The sequence below is a fragment of the Streptococcus mitis genome (assembly GCF_946190065.1).
Classification (GTDB): Bacteria; Bacillota; Bacilli; order Lactobacillales; family Streptococcaceae; genus Streptococcus; species Streptococcus mitis_DE.
Window position 1 is genome coordinate 1 of the sequence record NZ_CAMHZD010000008.1, and the last position, 21,007, is coordinate 21,007.

General features: G+C 34.8%; 30 protein-coding genes. 21 read left to right on the forward strand and 9 right to left on the reverse strand.

Annotated elements, in window-relative coordinates; translation table 11 throughout:
• Positions 1 to 280 precede the first annotated feature (280 nt).
• Positions 281 to 892: a 30S ribosomal protein S4 gene (rpsD, locus tag OCF96_RS04885; protein WP_000092756.1), complete on the forward strand. Its 612-nt coding sequence runs from the start codon at positions 281 to 283 to the stop codon at positions 890 to 892.
• A 156-nt stretch (positions 893 to 1,048) separates the two neighbouring features.
• Here rpsD and OCF96_RS04890 read toward each other — a convergent pair whose 3' ends face one another.
• A complete protein-coding gene (locus tag OCF96_RS04890) occupies positions 1,049 to 2,212 on the reverse strand; it encodes a tyrosine-type recombinase/integrase (RefSeq protein WP_261446589.1) in 1,164 nt (387 codons plus the stop codon).
• Positions 2,213 to 2,323: 111 nt separating this feature from the next.
• Positions 2,324 to 2,914, reverse strand: a complete 591-nt coding sequence (locus OCF96_RS04895) for a helix-turn-helix domain-containing protein (RefSeq protein ID WP_004262862.1) — start codon at positions 2,912 to 2,914, stop codon at positions 2,324 to 2,326.
• A 146-nt stretch (positions 2,915 to 3,060) separates the two neighbouring features.
• Here OCF96_RS04895 and OCF96_RS04900 point away from each other — a divergent pair, with 146 nt between their 5' ends.
• The 19 genes from OCF96_RS04900 (at position 3,061) to tnpA (ending at position 13,872) form a co-directional block, all read left to right on the forward strand.
• A complete protein-coding gene (locus tag OCF96_RS04900) occupies positions 3,061 to 3,246 on the forward strand; it encodes a hypothetical protein (protein ID WP_025173220.1) in 186 nt (61 codons plus the stop codon).
• A 304-nt stretch (positions 3,247 to 3,550) separates the two neighbouring features.
• Complete coding sequence (locus OCF96_RS04905; RefSeq protein ID WP_004262868.1) at positions 3,551 to 3,877, forward strand: hypothetical protein; 327 nt, start codon at positions 3,551 to 3,553, stop codon at positions 3,875 to 3,877.
• A complete protein-coding gene (locus OCF96_RS04910) occupies positions 3,870 to 4,073 on the forward strand; it encodes a preprotein translocase subunit YajC (RefSeq protein WP_004262870.1) in 204 nt (67 codons plus the stop codon). Before OCF96_RS04905 ends, OCF96_RS04910 begins: the two co-directional genes overlap by 8 nt.
• Positions 4,074 to 4,087: 14 nt before the next feature.
• On the forward strand, positions 4,088 to 4,354 hold the full coding sequence (locus tag OCF96_RS04915) for a hypothetical protein (protein WP_101782241.1): 267 nt from the start codon (positions 4,088 to 4,090) through the stop codon (positions 4,352 to 4,354).
• A 9-nt stretch (positions 4,355 to 4,363) separates the two neighbouring features.
• Complete coding sequence (locus tag OCF96_RS04920; RefSeq protein WP_004262875.1) at positions 4,364 to 4,549, forward strand: BOW99_gp33 family protein; 186 nt, start codon at positions 4,364 to 4,366, stop codon at positions 4,547 to 4,549.
• Complete coding sequence (locus OCF96_RS04925) at positions 4,536 to 5,303, forward strand: DnaD domain-containing protein (protein WP_004262883.1); 768 nt, start codon at positions 4,536 to 4,538, stop codon at positions 5,301 to 5,303. Before OCF96_RS04920 ends, OCF96_RS04925 begins: the two co-directional genes overlap by 14 nt.
• An 11-nt stretch (positions 5,304 to 5,314) precedes the next feature.
• The gene (locus tag OCF96_RS04930; RefSeq protein ID WP_101782242.1) at positions 5,315 to 6,160 is read left to right on the forward strand and encodes a DnaA ATPase domain-containing protein; all 846 of its coding nucleotides are present in this window, start codon (positions 5,315 to 5,317) and stop codon (positions 6,158 to 6,160) included.
• Positions 6,161 to 6,425: 265 nt separating this feature from the next.
• A complete protein-coding gene (locus OCF96_RS04935) occupies positions 6,426 to 6,596 on the forward strand; it encodes a hypothetical protein (protein ID WP_004263715.1) in 171 nt (56 codons plus the stop codon).
• Positions 6,597 to 6,685: 89 nt separating this feature from the next.
• A complete protein-coding gene (locus OCF96_RS04940) occupies positions 6,686 to 7,081 on the forward strand; it encodes a minor capsid protein (RefSeq protein ID WP_004263713.1) in 396 nt (131 codons plus the stop codon).
• Between the two features lie 12 nt (positions 7,082 to 7,093).
• Positions 7,094 to 7,720 carry a hypothetical protein gene (locus OCF96_RS04945; protein WP_101782243.1) on the forward strand — a complete coding sequence of 209 codons (627 nt, stop codon included), beginning with the start codon at positions 7,094 to 7,096 and terminating at the stop codon, positions 7,718 to 7,720.
• 79 nt (positions 7,721 to 7,799) lie between these two features.
• Complete coding sequence (locus OCF96_RS04950) at positions 7,800 to 8,174, forward strand: YfeC-like transcriptional regulator (RefSeq protein ID WP_004263709.1); 375 nt, start codon at positions 7,800 to 7,802, stop codon at positions 8,172 to 8,174.
• Entirely contained in the window at positions 8,167 to 8,406 is a 240-nt protein-coding gene (locus OCF96_RS04955; RefSeq protein ID WP_004263707.1) for a hypothetical protein, read from the forward strand. The genes OCF96_RS04950 and OCF96_RS04955 overlap by 8 nt, the downstream gene beginning before the upstream one ends.
• A 46-nt stretch (positions 8,407 to 8,452) precedes the next feature.
• Complete coding sequence (locus tag OCF96_RS04960) at positions 8,453 to 8,872, forward strand: DUF1492 domain-containing protein (protein WP_004263706.1); 420 nt, start codon at positions 8,453 to 8,455, stop codon at positions 8,870 to 8,872.
• A gap of 49 nt (positions 8,873 to 8,921) precedes the next feature.
• The gene (locus OCF96_RS04965) at positions 8,922 to 9,539 is read left to right on the forward strand and encodes a hypothetical protein (RefSeq protein WP_004263703.1); all 618 of its coding nucleotides are present in this window, start codon (positions 8,922 to 8,924) and stop codon (positions 9,537 to 9,539) included.
• Positions 9,540 to 9,541: 2 nt separating this feature from the next.
• A complete protein-coding gene (locus OCF96_RS04970) occupies positions 9,542 to 9,955 on the forward strand; it encodes a hypothetical protein (RefSeq protein WP_004263700.1) in 414 nt (137 codons plus the stop codon).
• A 514-nt stretch (positions 9,956 to 10,469) separates the two neighbouring features.
• A complete protein-coding gene (relB, locus tag OCF96_RS04975) occupies positions 10,470 to 10,757 on the forward strand; it encodes a type II toxin-antitoxin system RelB/ParD family antitoxin (RefSeq protein WP_049515800.1) in 288 nt (95 codons plus the stop codon).
• Positions 10,747 to 11,094: a type II toxin-antitoxin system RelE/ParE family toxin gene (locus tag OCF96_RS04980; RefSeq protein WP_153193690.1), complete on the forward strand. Its 348-nt coding sequence runs from the start codon at positions 10,747 to 10,749 to the stop codon at positions 11,092 to 11,094. The genes relB and OCF96_RS04980 overlap by 11 nt, the downstream gene beginning before the upstream one ends.
• A gap of 524 nt (positions 11,095 to 11,618) precedes the next feature.
• Positions 11,619 to 13,097 carry an MFS transporter gene (locus tag OCF96_RS04985; RefSeq protein WP_261446590.1) on the forward strand — a complete coding sequence of 493 codons (1,479 nt, stop codon included), beginning with the start codon at positions 11,619 to 11,621 and terminating at the stop codon, positions 13,095 to 13,097.
• 310 nt (positions 13,098 to 13,407) lie between these two features.
• Complete coding sequence (tnpA, locus tag OCF96_RS04990; RefSeq protein ID WP_261446591.1) at positions 13,408 to 13,872, forward strand: IS200/IS605 family transposase; 465 nt, start codon at positions 13,408 to 13,410, stop codon at positions 13,870 to 13,872.
• A gap of 505 nt (positions 13,873 to 14,377) precedes the next feature.
• On the opposite strand, the gene OCF96_RS04995 is transcribed toward tnpA, so the two are convergent.
• The 6 genes from OCF96_RS04995 to OCF96_RS05020 all read right to left on the reverse strand — a co-directional run bounded on the left by OCF96_RS04995 (position 14,378) and on the right by OCF96_RS05020 (position 19,221).
• Positions 14,378 to 15,643, reverse strand: a complete 1,266-nt coding sequence (locus OCF96_RS04995; protein WP_101776914.1) for a tyrosine-type recombinase/integrase — start codon at positions 15,641 to 15,643, stop codon at positions 14,378 to 14,380.
• A 100-nt stretch (positions 15,644 to 15,743) separates the two neighbouring features.
• Positions 15,744 to 16,004, reverse strand: a complete 261-nt coding sequence (locus OCF96_RS05000; RefSeq protein ID WP_261446592.1) for an RNA polymerase sigma factor sigma-70 region 4 domain-containing protein — start codon at positions 16,002 to 16,004, stop codon at positions 15,744 to 15,746.
• Between the two features lie 78 nt (positions 16,005 to 16,082).
• Positions 16,083 to 17,333 carry a replication initiation factor domain-containing protein gene (locus tag OCF96_RS05005; RefSeq protein WP_101776916.1) on the reverse strand — a complete coding sequence of 417 codons (1,251 nt, stop codon included), beginning with the start codon at positions 17,331 to 17,333 and terminating at the stop codon, positions 16,083 to 16,085.
• Positions 17,334 to 17,641: 308 nt separating this feature from the next.
• On the reverse strand, positions 17,642 to 18,394 hold the full coding sequence (locus tag OCF96_RS05010; RefSeq protein WP_261446593.1) for a P-loop NTPase family protein: 753 nt from the start codon (positions 18,392 to 18,394) through the stop codon (positions 17,642 to 17,644).
• Between the two features lie 12 nt (positions 18,395 to 18,406).
• A complete protein-coding gene (locus OCF96_RS05015) occupies positions 18,407 to 18,877 on the reverse strand; it encodes an RNA-binding protein (protein WP_261446594.1) in 471 nt (156 codons plus the stop codon).
• A gap of 47 nt (positions 18,878 to 18,924) precedes the next feature.
• Positions 18,925 to 19,221, reverse strand: a complete 297-nt coding sequence (locus tag OCF96_RS05020) for a hypothetical protein (protein WP_261446595.1) — start codon at positions 19,219 to 19,221, stop codon at positions 18,925 to 18,927.
• Between the two features lie 410 nt (positions 19,222 to 19,631).
• On the opposite strand from OCF96_RS05020, the gene OCF96_RS05025 reads away from it, so the two are divergent.
• The gene (locus tag OCF96_RS05025) at positions 19,632 to 20,543 is read left to right on the forward strand and encodes a hypothetical protein (protein WP_261446596.1); all 912 of its coding nucleotides are present in this window, start codon (positions 19,632 to 19,634) and stop codon (positions 20,541 to 20,543) included.
• 40 nt (positions 20,544 to 20,583) lie between these two features.
• Here the strand turns inward: OCF96_RS05025 and OCF96_RS05030 are convergent, their stop codons facing one another.
• The gene (locus OCF96_RS05030) at positions 20,584 to 20,919 is read right to left on the reverse strand and encodes a helix-turn-helix domain-containing protein (RefSeq protein WP_047206714.1); all 336 of its coding nucleotides are present in this window, start codon (positions 20,917 to 20,919) and stop codon (positions 20,584 to 20,586) included.
• Between the last annotated feature and the right edge of the window lie 88 nt (positions 20,920 to 21,007).

A 21,007-nucleotide genomic window follows, 5' to 3' on the forward strand; every position in this document is an offset into this window, starting at 1 on the left:
AGTAAATTGTTTAGCCTTGTTTTTACATTCCGTTTTTGATGTATTTTTTTACTACCTCAAAAGAATAGACACAAACTAAAGCTTAAAACCCCTTTACAAATCTAGCCATTCATGGTAAAATGGATTTTGTGTGAAATATCAGCAGGAAAGCATGAAGCTCGTCAACAGGTGTCTTATGATAAGTAACCTTGGCTGTTTAGGCGAAGGGCATCTGCACGAATCAGGGCTTTCTAAGTGACTATTTCCACCGAAATATTATTTATATCAGGAGGACATTCACATGTCACGTTATACAGGACCATCTTGGAAACAAGCTCGTCGCCTTGGCCTTTCACTTACAGGTACAGGTAAAGAATTGGCACGTCGTAACTACGTACCAGGACAACACGGACCAAACAACCGTTCTAAATTGTCAGAATACGGTTTGCAATTGGCTGAAAAACAAAAACTTCGTTTCACTTACGGTGTAGGTGAAAAACAATTCCGTAACTTGTTCGTACAAGCTACAAAAATCAAAGGCGGAATCCTAGGTTTCAACTTCATGCTTCTTTTGGAACGTCGTTTGGATAACGTTGTTTACCGTCTTGGTCTTGCGACTACTCGTCGTCAAGCTCGTCAATTCGTAAACCACGGTCACATCCTTGTTGACGGAAAACGCGTTGATATCCCATCATACCGCGTAACTCCAGGTCAAGTGATCTCAGTTCGTGAAAAATCATTGAAAGTTCCAGCTATCCTTGAAGCAGTAGAAGCTACTCTTGGACGTCCAGCATTCGTATCATTCGACGCTGAAAAATTGGAAGGTTCATTGACTCGCTTGCCAGAACGCGACGAAATCAACCCAGAAATCAACGAAGCACTTGTCGTTGAATTCTACAACAAAATGTTGTAATATTTTATTGAATAAGATAGGCTGTAAAGCCTTGATATTAAGCACTTTGGGGCGTTTTCCCTTAGTGCTTTTTTTGTTTTTACTACCCTTTTAGTTACCCTTAACCAATTTTAGGTATAGTAAGAGGGTAGCCCCAAAATGGGACACCCTTATTATTTATAGATTGCTGATAGCCGATTCAAAGATTGAGACGGCTTTTTTTGCTCCCTCTTTGGTAGCATGGACATAAGTGTTTAAAGTCATAGAGATATTAGAGTGACCTAATCTGTATTGCAAGTCTTTGGACTCTATACCAGCGTATAGCATGATTGTAGCGTGAGTGTGACGGAAACCGTGGAAACTAATATCAGGAACGCCAGCATTTTTAAAGTGGCCTTGTAGTCTCTTTCTTAGTAGGCAAGCATAGGCGTATTTTGTAGTGAATGGAGTGAAAACAATCCCCTCAGACCGTCCTAATTGCCATGACTGGACTTGTTGACGTTTTTTATATTGCTTGAGTAGTGAAACTGTATCCTTGTCTATATCAATCTCTCTTAGACCTGCTTTAGACTTAGGTGTATTTGTTTCTTGGTATCTATTCAGAGTCTTAGAAATGCTGATAATGCCTTTTTTAAGGTCAATATCAGACCACGCAAGAGCTAAAGCCTCTCCTATACGGCAACCAGTAGCGAGTAAGGTTTTATAAAGGACGTAGTCAAAGAAATTTTCATAACTAGACTGATCCAAATCTTCCAGGTAGTCTAAAAACTGTTTTAGTTCCTGGTTGCTGAAAAACTTTACCTTATGCTCCTTATTTTGTTGCTTACGTGGGATAATGACATCACGCGCAGGGTTATGCTGGATCACTTGCATAGTCACTCCATACTGGAGAATACGGCGGTTTATATTGTTTAGAAAGCTATAGTTTGCATACGCTCCTTTTTCGCCCTTATTGGCCTTGTCAGCCCATTTGTTGACTTGCTGCTGAATGATAGGAGTAGTGAGCTTGTCTAGCCTGTAATCGCCGAATACAGGCAAAATATGAAGTCTTACGATCCCCTCCATGGATTGCTGGGAGTTTGGCTTGATTGTATTCTTGTAACTCTCCCACCACAAAGCGACCAGCTCCCTATAGGTTGTGATGGTCGGTTTTTCCTTTACGCTATATCCATTAGCTGCAAAAGCATTGACTGCCTCCCTGGCTTTGATTTTAACGCCCTTTTTAGTGTTGGCCGTGACTGTTGTCCTAGCCTTTTTCCCTGTAAGTTTATCAACGCCTAAATAAACACTTGCACGGTACACTGTAGCACCGTTTTTCTTTTTGTATTCTGTAATATTCATAGTCATACCTTTCTAACATCAGTAAGCAAGTATGGGATTTAGTTAAGTATTTATGAATATTGTTTTTATATGGCGCTGAGAGTTACGAGAATAGGCCTTTTTTCGTTTGTTTTAGGTGTTGTTTGCCTTATTGAAATCCTCCAAGGCTTTTAGATCTTTAGCGTAAATCATTAAACGTTCTTTATTATAGTCTGTTAGATTTCTATATATACTAGTTAGCTCATTTTCGTTATTTTTATCATCCAATGGGTCAAAATTAGTAACGTGTATACCTAGAACTTCAGATGGTGAAATTTCAAAGAAGTCTCCTAAAATTTGTAACTGCTCTTTGGTGTAACCTCTTTTTTCCGCTTCCCAATCTTTTACGAGTGATAAGGGGAAATTTAACGAAGAAGCTAACTCTTCCTGAGTTATACCTTTAGTCTTCCTTAGTTTTGCTAATTGGTCCTCATAGACTATGTATTCAGCTTTAGGGTCGTCGTAACCTAATAAGTATGAAACAGAGACACCAAAGAAATCGGCTAGTAATTCTGCCTTGTCTTGTTTTATCGAATGCTTATTATTTTCCCAATTTGAAATTGTCATTTTAGAGATAGCCTTTTTGCTATCGCCTAATTTATTATTTAATTCAGAAACCAACTCGTCTTGAGTAAGTCCTTTTTCATTTCTTAAGGCTTTGAGCCTGTTTTTTATTGTACTCATTTAATATTACCTCACTTAGATTATAACGATTTACAAAACTTTTGTAAAGTTTTTTTATATTTTCTCTTGACAAATAAAGACAAACTTTATAAAATGTAACCAAGTAAAGGAAATCTTTACAAACGAAGAAAGGAGAAAAAAGGATGGTGACAATAACCATAGCTCAAGCAAGGGCTATCCGAAGAAAGCAGGCTGATAACATGCTTACAAATCAAGAGGTAGCAAAGCAAATAGGAATTAACCCTATTACTTATCGCAAGGTTATTCAAGGCGGAGAGGTTAAGAATAGCATTTATCAGAAAGTCATGGAATGGCTGGCAGAAGATTATTAAAGCAACAAAAAAGCCCTAACCGACGACCAAATCAGCAAGGCTTTTCACTTAAACAACTAAAACCAAAATAGCAAGTATGGGATTTAGTTAGGTATTTATTTAATTATATCACAAAATAGTGATTTGTGCCCAGACGAGAGAGCGCTAACTCTTTAAACTGGTTCTTATTCATGCTTTCAATTTGGCGACTCAGAGTATGAATAAGAGTGGCAGGAAAGGCATTAAAAAGGTACTATGACTTTTTCCCAATTTTGGAAGAAAGTCCTGGAGCAACTATACAAATAAAACATAATGAGGTAAGAACATGAGTGCAATTATATTAGAAAATAGTATTTTTACGGTTAAGAAATCAGACTACACCCCTGAACAGTGGGAAAGAATGCAAAAGCTAAGAAATAGCGAGGAGCGAGCAGAGGCTAAACTTTCTCAACTCTATGGGAGGCGTGTAGCAACTGTAATTGTTTTTAATATCATTGCTACTTACAAGAATACTTTTAATAGATTTGCAGATACCTATGAGGAGGCTTGTGATGGCTTAGGTATTCTTGTTGTTAATGACATTATCACTAGGGCAATCAACGGTTTACCAGCCCAAGGGGTAGAGCGTAGATTGGAGGTATGTCATGAATGAACTAGATTTGACCAATACACAATCGGTAATCTTCATGGTGGTATTGATTGGCCTACTGCTTTATCTAAACCACCGAGACCGCAAAAAAAGCGCCCAATTTGAGCGAGAAAACCAATGGGCGATAGAAACACCTAGCGAGGATTTAAACCCTTGCTACGGGCGTTATATTCAACTAGCAGGCAAGCGGAACAATTAGAAAAGGGGTGTAATATGCAACTATTATCAAGAGAGGCAGAGCTTGAGCTACTGGAGAAAGTGGGAGATCACTTAGATAAAAGGCTTGAGCTTGAAAAACAGCATAACGACGGCTGGGACTTAATTTCTAGACCTGATTTACTAGACAAGTTAGGGATCAGTGGCACAACGTTGAATAATTGGGAAAAACACGGCTTAAAGCCTTATCAGTCGCCTTTTGAGAACAGTAAGAAGATTTATTACAGCAAGACCGATATATACAATTTTCTTGCAGTAGATTAGGGGGAAATAATGACAAAGAAAAAAGAACAATGGACGCCAGCCATCACAAATCTACGTAAGGTAATTGTGGACGGTGTGGAGCAATGGGTGGAATTTGAAACAGAGGGCTATGTTATTCCTGCCGGTCACTCTTATTATGACATCATCAGGGGAATTAACAAGGAGGTGCAACGGAAGAAAAATGGGAAATCGTAGAATGATAAGTAAGACAGTAACCCAAACTCAGAGATTTTTGCGGCTACCATTAGAGGCACAGGCTCTATATTTTCATTTAATTCAAAACTCAGATGATGATGGAGTAGTAGAGGCTTTCCCTGTTGTTAGAATGATAGGGGTTAGTGAGGATAGCCTAGGACTTTTGATAGTCAAGGAATTTATCAGGCCGCTTAATGATGAAATGGTTTATTTTATTGTGGATTTTCATGAGCAGAATACTGTTAGGAAAGATAGATACAGCCCTAGTATCTATAAGCATTTATTAGAAAAGCCACCTGAAAAACATACTGGTTTACCAATGGACAACCAAACGGAAACCACTGGTTTCCCCAATATAAGTCAATATAAGTCAAGTCAAGATAATCTAAGTCAATCTAGGTCAAGTCAGAAAGACGAGGACGAGCATGAGAATCCAATCTTTGAAAAATTAAAGTCGGCTTTTGGTCAAATGTCAGTCAATGGGACAATGATGGAAGAAGTGAGAGACTTGTTAGAAATTCATGGCAAAGAGTTAGTTATCTATGCTCTTGAGGTAACTATCCTAAACGCTGGTAAGTCAATTAGATATACCAGGTCAATTCTTTCAAACTGGCAAGGGTTAGGACTTAGAACAGTTGAGCAAGTTAAGCAGCATGAGGAGCAACGTCAAAAGCTGAAACAGTTACCTAAGCAAGCAGAACCTATTAGCCGTGAAGAATGGCTGAAAACACGAACAGAAGAAAACCCATTTTAGGAGGGTAAGCAATGGAAAATAAATTTGAGCAATATAACAACAGAAAAATTAGTGAAAAGGTATGTGAGGTTCACAAGGTCAATTATTGGCAAATATCAACACCTAAAAGAGGCAGTAAGGAACGAAGTATACAAGAGTTTTGTCCTGAATGCACAAAGGAGCTAATAGAGAGACAGGATAGGGAGGGAGTAGATAATAGCTTGAATGCTGAGACCTACCTAAAAACCTATAATGTGCTCATGCGAGACAGTACGATCCCTAGAGAGCTTAAAGAGGCTAGCTTTGAGAATTTCATAGTTGAGACAGCCGAGGAAAAGCAACTACTGGAGTTTGCTAGAGCGCAAGTAGAGAAATACCTGGACGGCATGACAGGGAATACCCTATTTACAGGATCCACAGGCATAGGGAAAAGCCATTTGAGCGTAGCTATTGCTAAGGCTATAAACGAGGGTTACAAAGCCAAAGGAGAGCCTAAGAGCGTGCTATTTGTCAATCTAACAGAAATCCTTAGGCGAGTTAGAGAGAGTTTTAATTCTACTAGCCAAGAGGGCTACTACTCAAGAATGCTGAAAGGGGTTGATTACCTAGTACTTGATGATTTAGGTATAAAATCGGACAACGCTAGTAGTAAAGGTAAATCAGTTTGGGAAGAAGAGTTTATTTTTGATATTCTCAGCAATCGAGATAAAACCATTATTACTACAAATCTAAGCAGCTCAGAGATTGCTAGCTTGTATAGTGAACGAGTGGCCAGCCGTGTCAGAACTGGCTTAGAGGGTAACTTTTTCAAGTCATTTACTATCAAAGATAAGCGATACTCAATCAGTAGCTTAAAGGCTAAAGTCGCTCAAAATTGAGCAGGTTGAAAAAAGTATGCACGGGGTGCAACTGCACCCTAAGCAAGGCTATTACTCAAAAAAGAGTAGCAAACAAAACTAATAACGGTTATACAGGAACCGAAGACTTTTCGACATATTTGTCGCTCAAAGATAGCCCTAAAATGGGTCAGCTTACAACTGTACCCGTTTGGACACTTGTTGTAGCCTAGTTATAACTACAGGCCAAACTATTTAATATTTACAGGCGTACCTGGAGGTACACCCGAGATAGAGGAGGTTTAATATGATACAAAAGACAGAACAGCTTAAAGATTTGCTTGATAGAGGCTTTGTTTTATTCTCAAAAAATGGTATAATTGAGTCAGCCAAGTTACCAGAGTTTGGTAGTCTAATCATCAAAACACAAGATGGTAAACCCATTCAAAAGGAAACAAGGCAAAAAGAAAAAATTTAGCTGCTGACTAGAAAACTAGAGGCATGATATAAGAGTTTAACTGCTCTTTGTCATGTCTCTTTTTGTTTTAGTCATAGAAAGGAGGGACTTTGGGAACAGGAGTAAAAGTAAAGGTAAATCTAAAAGGTATTGAGCGTAAAGTAACACCTATGGGATTAGCGAGAGCAAAAGAGGCAGTTACTAATCAGATGGTTATGGACATGCACCGTTTTATACCTAGGCGATCTGGAGAACTAAGAGGAAACTTAACTAAGGCCAATGGGAGAATAGTCTATAATGCGCCGTATGCAAGAATGCAGTTTTACGGCAAGAAACGGAAAGGGTTCGTTTCAGATAAACAGCGTAAGTTTTTCTTTGCGAATAAAGAGGAACTACTAAAATATAAAAAAGCCCCAGGAACAGGACCGAGATGGGATAAAAAAGCTAGCGCTCTATATTCTAAGGACTGGGAACAAGTAGCTAAAAGAGCGCTAGAATTGAAATAAAGGAGAATTACCATGACACTACAACAAATAAAGGCACAAATTTACAACCTAGGCACTTATAAGCAACAAAAGATTGAGGCTTATGGAAAAATGAAAAAAGAACTTTTGGAAAAAGTTCGAGATCAGGTTTTATATCAGTCTGAGGCTGAGCTACGCCTGGAGAACTTTAAAAAAGAGGCCGATCAGTACTCAGATACTGAGTTTGCCAATATTCTAGCTAAGCTAGAGAATTTTGAACAGACAGAACTAGAGAAAATTAAATCAGAGTACGAAACAGTAACGGCTGATAATGTTGCTGAGTTGAACTTACTGAGCACTATGAAAGTATCGGAACAGGAGCTACTAAGCTATCTAGAGAAATACAAGCGAAACCCATTGGCCATTAAGAAATTACATGAAATCGGAGCAGCTAACAACATTGCTTTACCTAGCTATATCCTGAAAGAGGATAGACTAGCTGAGCTGTTAAAGGTATTCAAGCAACATGCTAAGAGCTATCATGATACTCCAATCATTGATAGTAACGGTTCAGCAAGTGATCTAGCTTTCATGTTAGTTTTAGCTAGTGATGAATTAAATACAGCTTTAGAAACATACTCTAATCATTTTGATACAGCTCTAGGGCTATCTGAGGGCTAAGATAATAGTTATAAGCCTAATCAAGTAAAGAGTGGGCTTACATTATCTGACAAAAGTTTACAATTCCAGGAGGTAAAGAATGGGGGAGAAAGTCACACCCAGGCAAGAAAAGTTCGCTCTAGCTTTGATGACTTCCAATACAATCGAAGAGGCTAGGGAAACTGTTGGTATATCTAGAACAACTGTAAATAAGTGGCAAAGGGATATAACATTCAAGAGGTACTATAGAGAGCTTAGACTTAATGCAATGCAGCAAACCACGGCAAGGCTACAAGCTGTTAGCATGGAGGCGGTAGAGGTCTTACATAATCTTATGACAGATGAAACAGTATCCCCGTTTGTAAGGCAGCAATCAGCTAAGACTATCTTGGAAGTGGCTTATAAAGCTCATGAGACTGGAGATATTCTTGAAGTTGTAGAGGAAATAAAAGCGGAGCTAATCGAAGATGAATAAGCAGAAAATCATAGCAGACCTGAAAAAGATACACTCAAGACTCAGGGCAAAGGGAACTGATGAATTTGTAAGAGCATACTTTGATAGAAAGCGTAATCTATGGGCAATCCTTAAACCAGGGAATAACTTTGGTGAGGAGGTGGCAGAATACCTCACTGATGAACAATTTGAAAAGCGTTTTGAAGTTTTTGAGGGAACACTGTTTTATCATGACCGTAGGGAGTTTGAGTAGTGCTCATTTTTGGACACAACACTAATAGAGCAAGGAGGTACTAATAGTGAGTGCTGACGAGGTAAAAACTAAGCTAGAGGGCGTTAAGTGGATAAACAAGGAGATCAAAGGCTTATATTTGGAATTGGAAGCCCTGGAAGGTGGTATTATCAAAAAACCAACACTAAGCCATAGTAGGGTGCAGACAAGCAGAGAGAACAAGACAGAGAACAATCTTATAAGTGTTCTGAAGCTAAAAGAGGATACGCTCCAGAGGATTGAGCGCCTTACTGAGGAAAGAATGGAAATATCTAGGCTGATTGATAAGCTGGCCAATCCGCTTGAGCGTTCTGTCCTAAGACTTTTTTACTTGAATGATCTCGATATTTGGGGAGTTGCTGAGGAAATAGGTAAATCTAAAACTTCGATATATCAGGCAAAGAAGGCAGCTATAGAACACTTAACAGGTATTGTAAACGGGGATTGATTTTAAGAACCATAGAATGGTAAGGTTTTGGTGAGGTAGTAGCAAAAAAATGCCAGAAAAATACGGGATTAAATGTTTATTTTACTTGACAAAATTTGAAGAGTGGTATAAAGTAAAAGATAGAGTAGTTACTAGGGGGGCTTTTATGGAAAATCAAGGAATTTCATTAAGTCCTGGATTTATTAAACAATTATTAAACTATATTTCTTTAATTACGTGTATTATTACATTCTGTAAAACTACGGACGTAGCTACATTTACTAGCTCATCTATTCTTTTTATGGCAAACAATCTACTCACCTGTATTGAATTACCTCCTACTAAAATAAGCAAGAAAATAGGGGAACCATTTGTCAAAGTTGAAATAGTGATTATATTCTGTTTGATTTTTGGGAGTTATTCTTTTACACCTAATGATTTAATTCTCGCTGTATTAAAATGGCTAATTGGAATTTTTATGCTTTGTGGTATTTGTCTGGTATCATATATAAAAGGGCAGAAAGATACAGTACAGGATGTAAATGCTAGAGAAATCGCTAAGAAGATTGTACGTGAAGCCAATGATGAATATCATAATGATATGAATGAAAGAAAAAAACATTATGCTTTAAAAAATCGTGACTATATCGCAGGCACTTCTTATAAAAAAAATGGAAGGAAGAAATAAAAATGGGAGTTCAAGTTTTATTTATAATTTTTTTTATAATGATATGGTATCTTGCGTTGATAGTTGAGACTTATTCATATTTGAAAAAAAATAAGTTAGGAGTTAATTTTATAGGAATTATCTCTATACCGTTTTCGTTGTTTACATTACATTTAAAAATGTTTCATAAAGAAAAAAGTTTATCAAAAAAATTTAGATATTTAGCGTATTACTTTATAAATTATAAATTATCAGTAATTTTTCTTACTGAATTGCTTTTAGAAAATATTGCAATGACTGAAGCATTGGGTTATTCTCCATATCTTTCTAAGAAAAAAGCAAATGAGAGCAAAAAAACATTACTGGAAACTGCAAAAGATATTATTAAGTTACCAAAAACAACGGAAAGTTTTAGTGAAGTATTAATGGCTGCATGATTTTATAAAACTATATATCGAACCAAAATATCATTGTTGCACTTATACTAAATTAATAATTAAGATTTAGAGAGAAAATTTTATTTCTCTCTTTTCATTTTAAAAAATAACATCCATGTTTTAAAATTACAATAATGAAATTAGATAATAAAAAGCACCTATGACAGGTGCAATTTACTTGCTTACTGAACTCATCGATTTAATTCCCCTTTTAGTTACCCTTTATATTTTCTCTACTTATTTATAAGCAATAAACTTTTGTAGAAACAGGGCAAAAAACAGAGCAGGCTTAGGCCTGTTTTTCTGTACCTAATAATAGGAAGATAACAAAATGTTGTAATATTTTATTGAATAAGATAGGCTTTAGAGCCTTGATATTAAGCACTTTGGGGCGCTTTCCCTTAGTGCTTTTTTACATTTTACAATAGCTTTTAAGCATGCAGCTATAAGTATCTATACTCGACTAGACCTGTATAGTTTAAAGTGATATAATAGTCTAAAAGGAGGTACTACTATGAATGTTTTAGAAAAAAACACACAGGTAAACTTTAAGACTAACAGAGACTTGTTAGAGAAAGCTAAAGCTATTATCACAGCGCAAAATCTTGATATGACAGCCAGTTTTAACTTGTTTTTAGAACACATTGTAGAAAATAAAGCCTTGCCATTTGAAACTCAAGTAGACAAAGAAAGAGAAGAACTTCTATCAGGGTTGCGTGCTGAAATTGGCCGTAGCTTTGAAGATTTAGAACATGGAAGAACTTACAGCCTTGATGAAGTGAGGGCTAACCTTGGAATTTAACGAGAACTCATATAGCCTTATTATCTCCGAAACGGTACAAGAACAGCTAAGAGGTACCAAAGACTATATCTCAGCTAACTATTTTTCAGAGCAGGCAGGAGCAAACACAGTTAAAAATATTCTTTACGGATTGGCGCGTCTGGAGGTCTTCCCAGAAGCGGGATTTGATGCTGATGAAAGAGTAGGAGATATTATATATCCACCACACAAAACTCGATGCATCATTTTAGGAGATTACCTAGCCTTCTATCATATTTTAGAGGACAGAAAAGCTGTCTTTGTATCAGATATTATTCATAGCAAACAGGACTACATCCGCTTGTTTAAGAAAAAATAGCACCTACATGCTAGATTTTTTCTGTCTAATTTTTGGGGTGCAGGTCATATTAGTAGTGAGCGTTTAAATTATAAGTCATTGACTAATAACAAGGATAGAATAGACACAATTTGAAAATTATTGGAAGCGATTCGTATGAACAATTGCTCGACATAAAATATAAGTCTCCGTTAAAAGATGCCAAAAGTCATATTATTTTTCCAGTTTACCTCTATTCAATCAGAATCAAAAACATTAGTCGATGATGAATGTTATCGGATTATTGGATTGCCGTTTTATAACTATGAAATAACTAAAGATGAAGTAGCAGATAGATTAAGGGATTTATAGTTTAAAAAATCTTAAAATACTTAGTTTTATAGAGCTTAGTAGAGGTTGAAACAAGGAAGTTAATTTAAACAAAGGAAATTTTAAATATGATATATAATTTTTTTATACGAAAACCAATGAAGTATAATTACGTAATCTCAACGATATTAGACATAGTAAATTTATTTTTTCTAATCTACTTCATATTTTTAAATATGACAGAGAAAACATTTTTTATTATTGCACTTATTGTCTATTTAATTATTATGGTAATTGATTGGTTCTTAAAGAAAGAAAATGTAAATACGGACTTAGGAAACTTAAACAGTCAAATAACTAAAATAGCAAATACTATCTCACCGAAAAGTATATTTAAAATTATTTTCTGTATTATTAGATACTTAATGCTTTTTTCTATATTACGAACATCTATTTTAACAATGATGGGTGAAGAGTGGCTATATAATACATGGAACGGTATTTTTATTGACAATTTTATTTTCATAGTGCTAACAATATTACTATTTACTAGGATTTTTAGTTATTTATCAAATATTTCACCATACTTATTATTTTTAGTAATAGCTTTACCTCTATTTTTATTTTCAATAGTAGGAATTGAAACTTCATTCCTAAATTGGACTTTTATCTCTCTTATACTGGTCTCTGTTCTTCTTCAAATTTTGAATGAAGATATTCAATACTTACTTCCTAAAAAAATACGTCCTCAAATGGGAGAGTCCGATACTGAACTAAAGGAGAGCTTCTTCAAAATGAAGTTCAATGTGTTATTGTTCGTTCCTCTATTATATTTTTCTTTGTTGTTATCGGAAAAAATTACAAACAGTAATATATTTTTATATTTTGTTAATATTTCAACTTCAAGTAATATTGAAGTAGGAAACACAACTTACCTTTCTTATTTTACTGTTTACAGTGCATTAGTAAAACTATTAATTGTTTTCTTTTCCTTTATTATTCTTTTTGAATATAAAGAAAGTTTAATTAATATGATTTGCAGATTTTTATTACCTGTGATTAATGAAGATGGATTCTTAAATCGAGATGGAAAATATTTTAAAATTAGAAATAAAAAGAAGTTCAGTGTTGATAAAGAAATATACTATTATAGATACAAAAATACGTTTATAAAAAATATGCCCACAAAAACAGAGTATTATAGATTGTCTAATAATGTATTAATGGATAAATCAGGCCATACTCAAAATTTTAAAATTATTTCCAATCATATTTTAAAAATCGATAAAGACTACTTTATTTTAGACCATTCAAGTACATTAAATGATTTTTATATTACGGGGAAAAATGAACGCCTGAGGAAATTGAAGAGGCCTGATCATAATGTTTGGTTGGTATTTCTAGCATTGCTAATAGTTACACTATTTTTTAATAGTATTTTAAATTCTAAAATGGAAACTCATGGGAGAGGAGAATATAAAATCATAAAAAACAAAAAAGAGTCATCAAGCAACGATGAAAATGAAATAATTTATTTAGAAAAGAATCAGTTAAGAATTGGAAATAATAAATATAGTTATGATGCAATCAGCATGACAATAAGAGATAATTCGAATACAAAAGTAGGAGAACTTAAGGATAAATTATTGACGATTGAAATTGATGATAGAAAACAAGAATATCGTTTTGATGATTCTAAAAATGCTGGAAGTTAGTATCTAGCTTGAAAAAATATATTTGTTACTTATTTATTTTTTAAGTAAATATAGAAAGTGACAAAAACTTTATGAGCACTCATAGAACAATAATAAGGTAGTTCTTAAAACTAAAATATGTTAATTAGCATTTCGTAAAAATTTACGGAATGCTTTTTTGTTATGTGATTATTAGTCCGTCTCGCTCCGTTAGGTGCGAGACAAAAAAACGACCCGCTATGTGGGTGCGCGTCGAAGGTTATACCCAAAAAACTCCAAACGCGATACCATAAAGGTGTTCAAGCCAATTGTAAAGTGAAAGGAGAAAAATATGGCACAAAAGGCACATAGTTTATCGCACACAAAGTGGCACTGTAAGTATCACATTGTGTTCACACCTAAGTATAGACGAAAAGTCATCTATAATCAATATCGAAGTAGTTTAGGCGAAATATTTCATCGCTTGTGTAGTTATAAAGGAGTTGAAATTATCGAGGGTCACTTAATGCCAGACCATGTACATATGTTAGTAAGTATTCCACCAAGGATAAGTGTTTCGAGTTTCATGGGTTATTTAAAAGGAAAAAGTGCACTCATGATGTTTGACAAACACGCCAATCTCAAGTACAAGTTTGGAAATCGGTATTTCTGGGCGGAAGGTTATTACGTAAGTACAGTAGGGCTTAATGAAGCCACAATTAAGAAATATATTCAAGAACAGGAAAAGCATGATATAGCACTAGATAAATTAAGTGTAAAAGAATATGAGGATCCCTTTAGGGATAGTGGTAAGTAATACTAAAGCCTCTTTAAGAGGCAAGTGACGAGTCAAGAGCAATGAGGCTTGAACAACGTGAAAGCCAGCGTCTTTAGGCGCTGGCTGGTAATTTGGGGTTATAGCCCTGGGACAAACCACCCGTTTGACGGGTGGTCATGATTATTCATTCAAAAGATTTTACTATTTTCATGAATAAATTTGAAGTGAAAGAATAAAAAATGAAGAGCTACTCATCTGTGAAGTAGCTCTTCTCTTATATCCGTAATCTCTTTTTATTTATCTGAAAATGTAGTCAAAAATGTAGTCATTCGGTTGATTTTTATTGCAATGTACTGAAATTGACAAAAGAAAAAAACGCTCTTATGCGTTTTTTTCTGTATTGATTCGTATTGAATGCTTACTTAACTTCGGTGAGGAATACTTAAAATCTATTTTAGTTGTGATAAACCCTATTAAATCAATGTTTATAAGCTATTGATTTGGATAAAACTGTCAGAGGTTGCCAAAAAGGTTGCCATGAATTTTATGAGGTTAGCTCCGCAATTTTATTTAGATAAATATCTACCGCTTGTGTTTGATTTTTAGGGGCAAGCTCGGCATATATGTCCATAGTAGTTTTGATAGACTTATGTCCCATGCGAACCTGTAACTCTTTCCAATTCATACCAGCATTTAACATCATAGAAGCGTGTGTATGACGGAATAAGTGAAAACCATAGTCAGGTAGATCAACTTCCTGTAATCGTCTTTTGAGTGTAGCACGTTCATTCCTATCGCACATATAGTTTCCGTAAATTGTTGGGAAAATCAACTTGCTTTTTGAAAGACCGTTCTTCTTGAAATAAAGATTCATTTCATCATGGAAGTTTTGAAGTTGCTCAATAATTTGGTACGGAACAGCTATTTTTCTATTGCCCGAATCAGATTTAGGAGTATTTTTACAAACAACCTTTCCTTTTAATCCTAACTTAGGGTTTGCATTTTTCCATACAAGAGTTTTAGTGACTAATATTTCAGAACTTTCAAAATCAAGGTCATATATAGTCAAAGCTAATAGCTCATTGATTCTCATTCCTGAAGCAAGTAGACTGTCGCAGATAACTTTAAATCGCCGATTAGCCCTAGTATTAGGTAAAGTATCGACGAAATTTAGCCAGATAGTTAAATCTTCATCATGAAGAACCATAATGCGTTTTTGATTGCTTTTTGGTTTTGGCGGAATCTTGATAGATTGAACAGGATTATATTTGAGTTCAAAATGTGTTATTCCAAAATTAAAAATCTCTCTTAATTTATGAGCGATTGCTCCGAAATCTTTTGCGCTTCCTTTTTTAGCTCGTTTATTACCAGCATCGACAGATTCTTTAGATTTTTGGGCAAGCTCGTTAATCCATTTTTGTATATCGGAAGAAGTGATTTTATCTGGTTGATAGTGTCCGAATTTGGGGAGGATATAGGTGTCTAGATAGTTCCTCACTCGGTTTAGAGTGTTATCTGAGCTGACCCAAGTTTCGTAGTTGGAGAACCACATTTCAGCTAGATCTGACAAGGTAGCAATGCTAAAAGTTTCTTTCCTTGTTGAACCATTTTCTTCCCAATCAATTTTAGCTTGAATAATTTTACGATCTAAGGATCGTAGGGTTTTAGCTGTTACAGTTGTTTTTACAGGTTTTCCAGTCTTTATATCTAAGCCTAGATAGACGCTCTTTACTGAATAACTAATCTCGCCATTGTCCTTTACTTTCTTGAGGACGGTTTTGCCTTTATGGATGATTTTTTCTATATTCATAGTTGCTCTCCTCAATCAATCGAAGAATTGAAAAAAGCTAAAATAGATAGTATCTCACTTTCTTTCTTTTTTGATACTTCTATTCTAGCACATTTCACTTCTAGTTGTGGCTTAAAAACTCTAAAATAGTATCAATATGATAGTAAACGGTTCTAGTACCCTCAATAGGTGGTTCTAAACGTTTAAGACCTCTATTTTCCCATGACTTTAATGTGTTAGGGGAAATACTGAGCAGATCTAAAATCTCTTTTTGTGTGTAGATGTATGAACTTCTTTTTTCGCTGTTCAAATTCTTTAGCATTTCAATGATAGTGTGAAGCATGAGTTCGATTTGCTTTAAATCAAAATTATTGCTAGACATACTATTCTCTCTTTCTTTGGTAAATATAATTGAAATATGAGATAATAGCAGTAGGGGTAAGCTACTGCTTATCTCTTGCTAATCCGCAACATCACTTTTAGGCTTCTTGGCGGAATCTTTAGGAGTGATGTTGTTTTTTTGGTAAAAGATTTGAAAGGCATCTTCCAGAAAATCTTTAAAATTTAGTTTTGACAGTTCACCACCGAATTTGTTTAACCATATCCCAACATCTGGATTTGGGATGTAGTTGAATTCGTATTCTTGAACTAACCTGATGATGAAGTAATTACGGGCTTGCGTACCCCAAATTTCCTCAATTTTCTTTAGAAGTGGATAAAATCCGCTACCTTTTAACAAATAAGAAATGGTTGCTAATAAATCATTATTTCGGGAGTTTAAGGATTCAAGCTCTGGGAAGATACCAAAACCTTTAAGTAAATCACTAGTGAATGGCAACAGTTGACCAGTCTCTGCATCATGGAAACAATATTTATCAATCATTTTGTTGACAATGAGCTTGCTCAAATCTTGAGAGCTATCAATAGCAAGCAATAAGGTTAGAATTTGATTGCTATAAGTACCTTTGTAGGAAGCCTCCATGCGTACCCAAGAATTGCAATACTTAGTTAAGTGCATATAGCGACCTTGATTGTCTAATTGTTCCTGATACTTGTTATAGATACGCAATAGAGCACTTACATTCTTTTTCCTGCTACCAATATACATAGTTTGAGCTTGACCATTCACTTCTTGAGCGCTAATCTTAGAAACGTTTTTACGTCCTTTATGATTGGTGATAATATATTTTTTGATTTTTAATCCTTGGTAAAGGTCATTGACAGCCATTGGATAATTAAAGTAATCAACAGCAAGGTCAATACGAGAAAGGCGCAAATCATAATAGTCAGCGTACAGCAGTTGTGCTATATTGTGAACGTCAATTGCTTCACTGTAATAGTCTTGATAGGAGGCTTTATAGTGAGACAAAGCTGATGCAGAAATTTTTAGGATAATTCCCATAGTGAAGTTAGTCTGATGCCAAGCAATCGCAAAGTAATAGGGGAGATTCTGAAAGGTAAATCCCTCTGTATAACCTGCTGGTGGGGTTTTTAGTGGAATATAATTTCCAAAGAGAACTGGGAGGGATAGCTTTTCTGCTACTGTTTCAGACAGCGATAAAGCAATTTGATGCCAATTATCAGGATATTCTCCTACAGTATCTTCTGTCGGTTGGATGACAAATGTAGCTTCATCGACACTGGTCATAATGACTGGGTTATGGTTGTTATCTTTTTGAAGATACTTTTCAATTTCATTTTTACAAATCATTTTATTTTCTTTCTATCCGCCTAAAGAGTGAAAGTTAACTGGGCGGAAAACATTGCTTTAGTTAACTATTTATTGTAATGTAGCGAAATTTCTACGCTTTTATTCTCTCACAGTTTCAGGAAGTAATCACCCTAAATAAAAAGTTATAGAATAACGTTGATATAACAGCATTTTAAGGGAATTGAGCATTTTACCCTAAAGTGGAATTTACATAGCTTTAGAACAAGGTCAAATGGAACGGGGGTCTTTACATGTCCCCCGTATAACAGCCAGCTAAAGCTGGCGAGGCTGTAAGACCATCTGATTCTCTAAAGTGAATCAGGGTCAACAGCCTCTTCATCAAGAAAATAGCAGTCTGAACGTTGAACAGCCTCCCGAATCAGTTTTTCTAAAGGAGGTAAATTGTGACTTGGTACAAGTATATGACGACTATCTTGCCCATCTATCTTCATGTAGCCGACACCTCTTGGATTGTTTCGCACAATGTCATCTTTTTCATCAGAGAAGAGCATTGAGACCGTTTCTTTAGATAATTTGCCTAGTGCAATTACTGTACCTATAGAATCACGTGACAACCCCAAGCTTGCTTTATGGGCATCTTGCTGGGAAATAATGACAAAAATTGAAAAGGACCGTCCTAGTTGAATAAGGCGAGTATAGTCTTTAATAGCTTGTTCACGCTCCTTTTTGTCTAGGCTATTTTGCCACGCATTGAACTCATCGAAGCAAACCACTACAAATTCTCTGGAACTATCGATTCCTTTTTGGCGATTTTCAAGGATTTTTAATCCTAGAGTAAGTAATTCTGAAACCTCATCAAATCGCTTAAATCCTTTACAGCCATTTAGAAAGGCAAAGTCTGTATCAGCTTTGTAATCACCAATAAGGAACGTTGCTTCTGGGTAGGTACAAACAAACCTTGCTAAAAAGACCTTTGTTGCATAGGTCTTACCTGAGCCTGAGGAGCCTACCAAAAGAGCGTGAGGTACACGCTCAACTGGTATATCCCAGAAAAAATGATTTCTGTACTCAAATAGATTTTTATCAAGAAAGCATTTCATCTGTTAATACTCCTATTTAGAAGTGTAAGAAAACTGAATTCCCAAATTTAGATAATACTGATTATTATACCGTAACAGTTTTCCAAATTGAGGCGTAACAGAAAGCCACTGTCCTTTGTCTGACCAGTTTTCATAGGTTGTAGATTCAGCTAGGTATTTGTTAAACTGTATTAAAAAGACTTGTTGAACATAGCTTTCTTCATTGATATCAGGTTTCTTTGATAACATAATTGGAAAACTAACAATGTGAGAGCTATTGTCATCGTTACTTTGCAAGAATCGAGTGTAGCGACTATCAAAAAGAAGTTTTTGACCTGAAACTGTGGCGCTTTCTTCAATTATCTGTTCAATATCTGCTGTGATTGTTGGAAGGTTTAACTGAAGCGTCTGATCCTGTTTCTGCTTTTCTCTAATTTCACTTACCCTAAGAGCTAAATAAAGAAATCCAGCAAATAAGATAATCAACCAAGATATAAACGACATATAATGATTCCTTTCTAAGGATAAGGGGAGATACTCCCCATTACCCATTAAACCAATTCAATAAAAGCAGACTTAGCTTTTACTGAGAGCGCAGCACGATTCCCATTTGTGTAGGCGTTGATAGAAACACCTTCAAGAACAATTTCTACTTTTTCATCAAATAAAGTCGCAAAGTCAGATACATTAACCATATCAACTTTGATATTTGTTTGATTGAATCGGCCGTCTAGAGTTCGTACACCAATGGTTAATTGAGTTTGACCAGTGCTGAGACCAGAAGCATAGTCTTTTAGTTCTGATGCGCCAATAAGGCGACCTTGCATTGTTGTTTGTGTAGCTTCCATAGGCTACCTCATTTCTAACCGTTTTATTAAATACATCAAAAAATTCACGGCTTTTCAAATTTATTGAAGATATGTATTGTGTGATAGCTACCTCACATCTTAATTATTCCATAAAAACTGACAAGACTTTACCTAAATTCACTTAAAATATAAGTAATAATTTTTCTTGGTTTTTTTAAAGATTTTTTTCTGTTCTCACTATTGTTTAAAGCTTGCTACATAGCACTTTCAGTGGAATAGAATTTATTATCTATCGAGATTATTTGGTTCAAAAAAAAATAAATTTTTGTAAGATTGTTATTGAAAACGTTTTACCCTAAACTTTTATAAAACCCCGTTAATATCTTGACGTTTAAAATGTATTAATGCTAAAATGATACATAAACTTTTTTGTGTAAAGGATGTTTGCTATGGAAGAAAAAAAAGAAGAACGCATGCTTGTTGCAGTTACAGTTAATTTGATGCACAAAATGGAAGAATTTAAAGGTTTTAAAGAAGAACAAGGGATTAGGGGAGATTATGAAGCTAAAATTGCTTATCTAGTAGAAAAGTTTCACATGAGCGACCAGACAGCAGAAAATTTGTTGTCTGGTAAGGTAGTTTCTAAAAATAATTATTTAGCTATTTTTCCTTCCTTTGACAAAGATAATATAGACAAAAAATCTACTGCATTAGAAAGATTTGCAGAGACTATTGTGGATGAAATAGAGAAGGAAAATGAAGATTATATTACAGAAGTATCTAATATAATCACTAATAAATTAGAAAAACTTGATTTAAAAAATATGGCAAAAGCTGTATTATCAGATGATAAACGAGTGGAATCATTAAAAAACTCCATAATATCAAGTTTAAAAAGTGTAGAGTTCCCAAATAAGAAAACTAAAATTAATGACTACGCTCTAATTGTATGGATTGATCACTTTTATAAGAGTATCTCTGAACAAGATAATCTATTTGAAATTATTAGCAAATTAGATACTCTGTCAAAAGCTATTGAATATCTTCCTCTTGTTGAAAAACTATTGGAGTCTGAAGAAAATATTGAAATATTATCTCGGTTAGATAGTCGTCTTGATTCATTGATGTTAGTTGAACGTCTAGAAGAGTTAGGTTTATTGGATTGCATTGAAAAAGCAACTAATGGACTAGCGGGAATGAATGAATTTAACATTAAATTTGGAAAAACTTATGATAAATTTGTTTTATTAGATTGGTTATTCAATAATGCTAAGAAAGCATTGAATGGTGAAGATATACCTAAATTTATTCACAGTCAGACTAAAACAGAGCATGATATAAAGAGAGAAACTAAAAATTAAATTAGCAAATTTAAAAAAGCCAAGTTCAAAAATACTTGGCTTAATTTATTTGTTTTAATATATCTCGGAGAGCTTTTATAGTAGGTTCTCTTTTTTCTGTTGGTAGGTTTCTAATATCTTCAATGAGTTGTGAAAATTCTCCGCTTTGATTTTGATTTTCAATATTAAAAAAAGTATTCATATCAACTTCAAGCGCTTGTATGATTTTTTCAATGGTCTCAAGCTTAACGTTTAATTGTTTATTTTCTAACCTATATATATAGTTAAAACCCAAATCAGCTTTTTCTGCTAGATATTCTTGTGTCATCCCGCTTTTCAGTCTTAGAAGTCTGATTTGTTTTGCAACAAATTCTCTTAAATTTATTTTTTCCGTCATGATAGCACCTCATAACTATCATACAAGTTTATCTCATTGAATAAATCGTTATCAAAAGACTGAAATTATAACAAAAATAGTATTTTAA

Coding starts and splice junctions, on each gene's coding strand:
- rpsD (WP_000092756.1), top strand. CDS start 281: ATGTCACGTTATACAGGACCATCTTGGAAACAAGCTCGTCGCCTTGGC.
- OCF96_RS04890 (WP_261446589.1), bottom strand. CDS start 2,212: ATGAATATTACAGAATACAAAAAGAAAAACGGTGCTACAGTGTACCGT.
- OCF96_RS04895 (WP_004262862.1), bottom strand. CDS start 2,914: ATGAGTACAATAAAAAACAGGCTCAAAGCCTTAAGAAATGAAAAAGGA.
- OCF96_RS04905 (WP_004262868.1), top strand. CDS start 3,551: ATGAGTGCAATTATATTAGAAAATAGTATTTTTACGGTTAAGAAATCA.
- OCF96_RS04910 (WP_004262870.1), top strand. CDS start 3,870: ATGAATGAACTAGATTTGACCAATACACAATCGGTAATCTTCATGGTG.
- OCF96_RS04915 (WP_101782241.1), top strand. CDS start 4,088: ATGCAACTATTATCAAGAGAGGCAGAGCTTGAGCTACTGGAGAAAGTG.
- OCF96_RS04920 (WP_004262875.1), top strand. CDS start 4,364: ATGACAAAGAAAAAAGAACAATGGACGCCAGCCATCACAAATCTACGT.
- OCF96_RS04925 (WP_004262883.1), top strand. CDS start 4,536: ATGGGAAATCGTAGAATGATAAGTAAGACAGTAACCCAAACTCAGAGA.
- OCF96_RS04930 (WP_101782242.1), top strand. CDS start 5,315: ATGGAAAATAAATTTGAGCAATATAACAACAGAAAAATTAGTGAAAAG.
- OCF96_RS04935 (WP_004263715.1), top strand. CDS start 6,426: ATGATACAAAAGACAGAACAGCTTAAAGATTTGCTTGATAGAGGCTTT.
- OCF96_RS04945 (WP_101782243.1), top strand. CDS start 7,094: ATGACACTACAACAAATAAAGGCACAAATTTACAACCTAGGCACTTAT.
- OCF96_RS04950 (WP_004263709.1), top strand. CDS start 7,800: ATGGGGGAGAAAGTCACACCCAGGCAAGAAAAGTTCGCTCTAGCTTTG.
- OCF96_RS04955 (WP_004263707.1), top strand. CDS start 8,167: ATGAATAAGCAGAAAATCATAGCAGACCTGAAAAAGATACACTCAAGA.
- OCF96_RS04965 (WP_004263703.1), top strand. CDS start 8,922: ATGCCAGAAAAATACGGGATTAAATGTTTATTTTACTTGACAAAATTT.
- OCF96_RS04970 (WP_004263700.1), top strand. CDS start 9,542: ATGGGAGTTCAAGTTTTATTTATAATTTTTTTTATAATGATATGGTAT.
- relB (WP_049515800.1), top strand. CDS start 10,470: ATGAATGTTTTAGAAAAAAACACACAGGTAAACTTTAAGACTAACAGA.
- OCF96_RS04985 (WP_261446590.1), top strand. CDS start 11,619: ATGACAGAGAAAACATTTTTTATTATTGCACTTATTGTCTATTTAATT.
- tnpA (WP_261446591.1), top strand. CDS start 13,408: ATGGCACAAAAGGCACATAGTTTATCGCACACAAAGTGGCACTGTAAG.
- OCF96_RS04995 (WP_101776914.1), bottom strand. CDS start 15,643: ATGAATATAGAAAAAATCATCCATAAAGGCAAAACCGTCCTCAAGAAA.
- OCF96_RS05000 (WP_261446592.1), bottom strand. CDS start 16,004: ATGTCTAGCAATAATTTTGATTTAAAGCAAATCGAACTCATGCTTCAC.
- OCF96_RS05005 (WP_101776916.1), bottom strand. CDS start 17,333: ATGATTTGTAAAAATGAAATTGAAAAGTATCTTCAAAAAGATAACAAC.
- OCF96_RS05010 (WP_261446593.1), bottom strand. CDS start 18,394: ATGAAATGCTTTCTTGATAAAAATCTATTTGAGTACAGAAATCATTTT.
- OCF96_RS05015 (WP_261446594.1), bottom strand. CDS start 18,877: ATGTCGTTTATATCTTGGTTGATTATCTTATTTGCTGGATTTCTTTAT.
- OCF96_RS05020 (WP_261446595.1), bottom strand. CDS start 19,221: ATGGAAGCTACACAAACAACAATGCAAGGTCGCCTTATTGGCGCATCA.
- OCF96_RS05025 (WP_261446596.1), top strand. CDS start 19,632: ATGGAAGAAAAAAAAGAAGAACGCATGCTTGTTGCAGTTACAGTTAAT.
- OCF96_RS05030 (WP_047206714.1), bottom strand. CDS start 20,919: ATGACGGAAAAAATAAATTTAAGAGAATTTGTTGCAAAACAAATCAGA.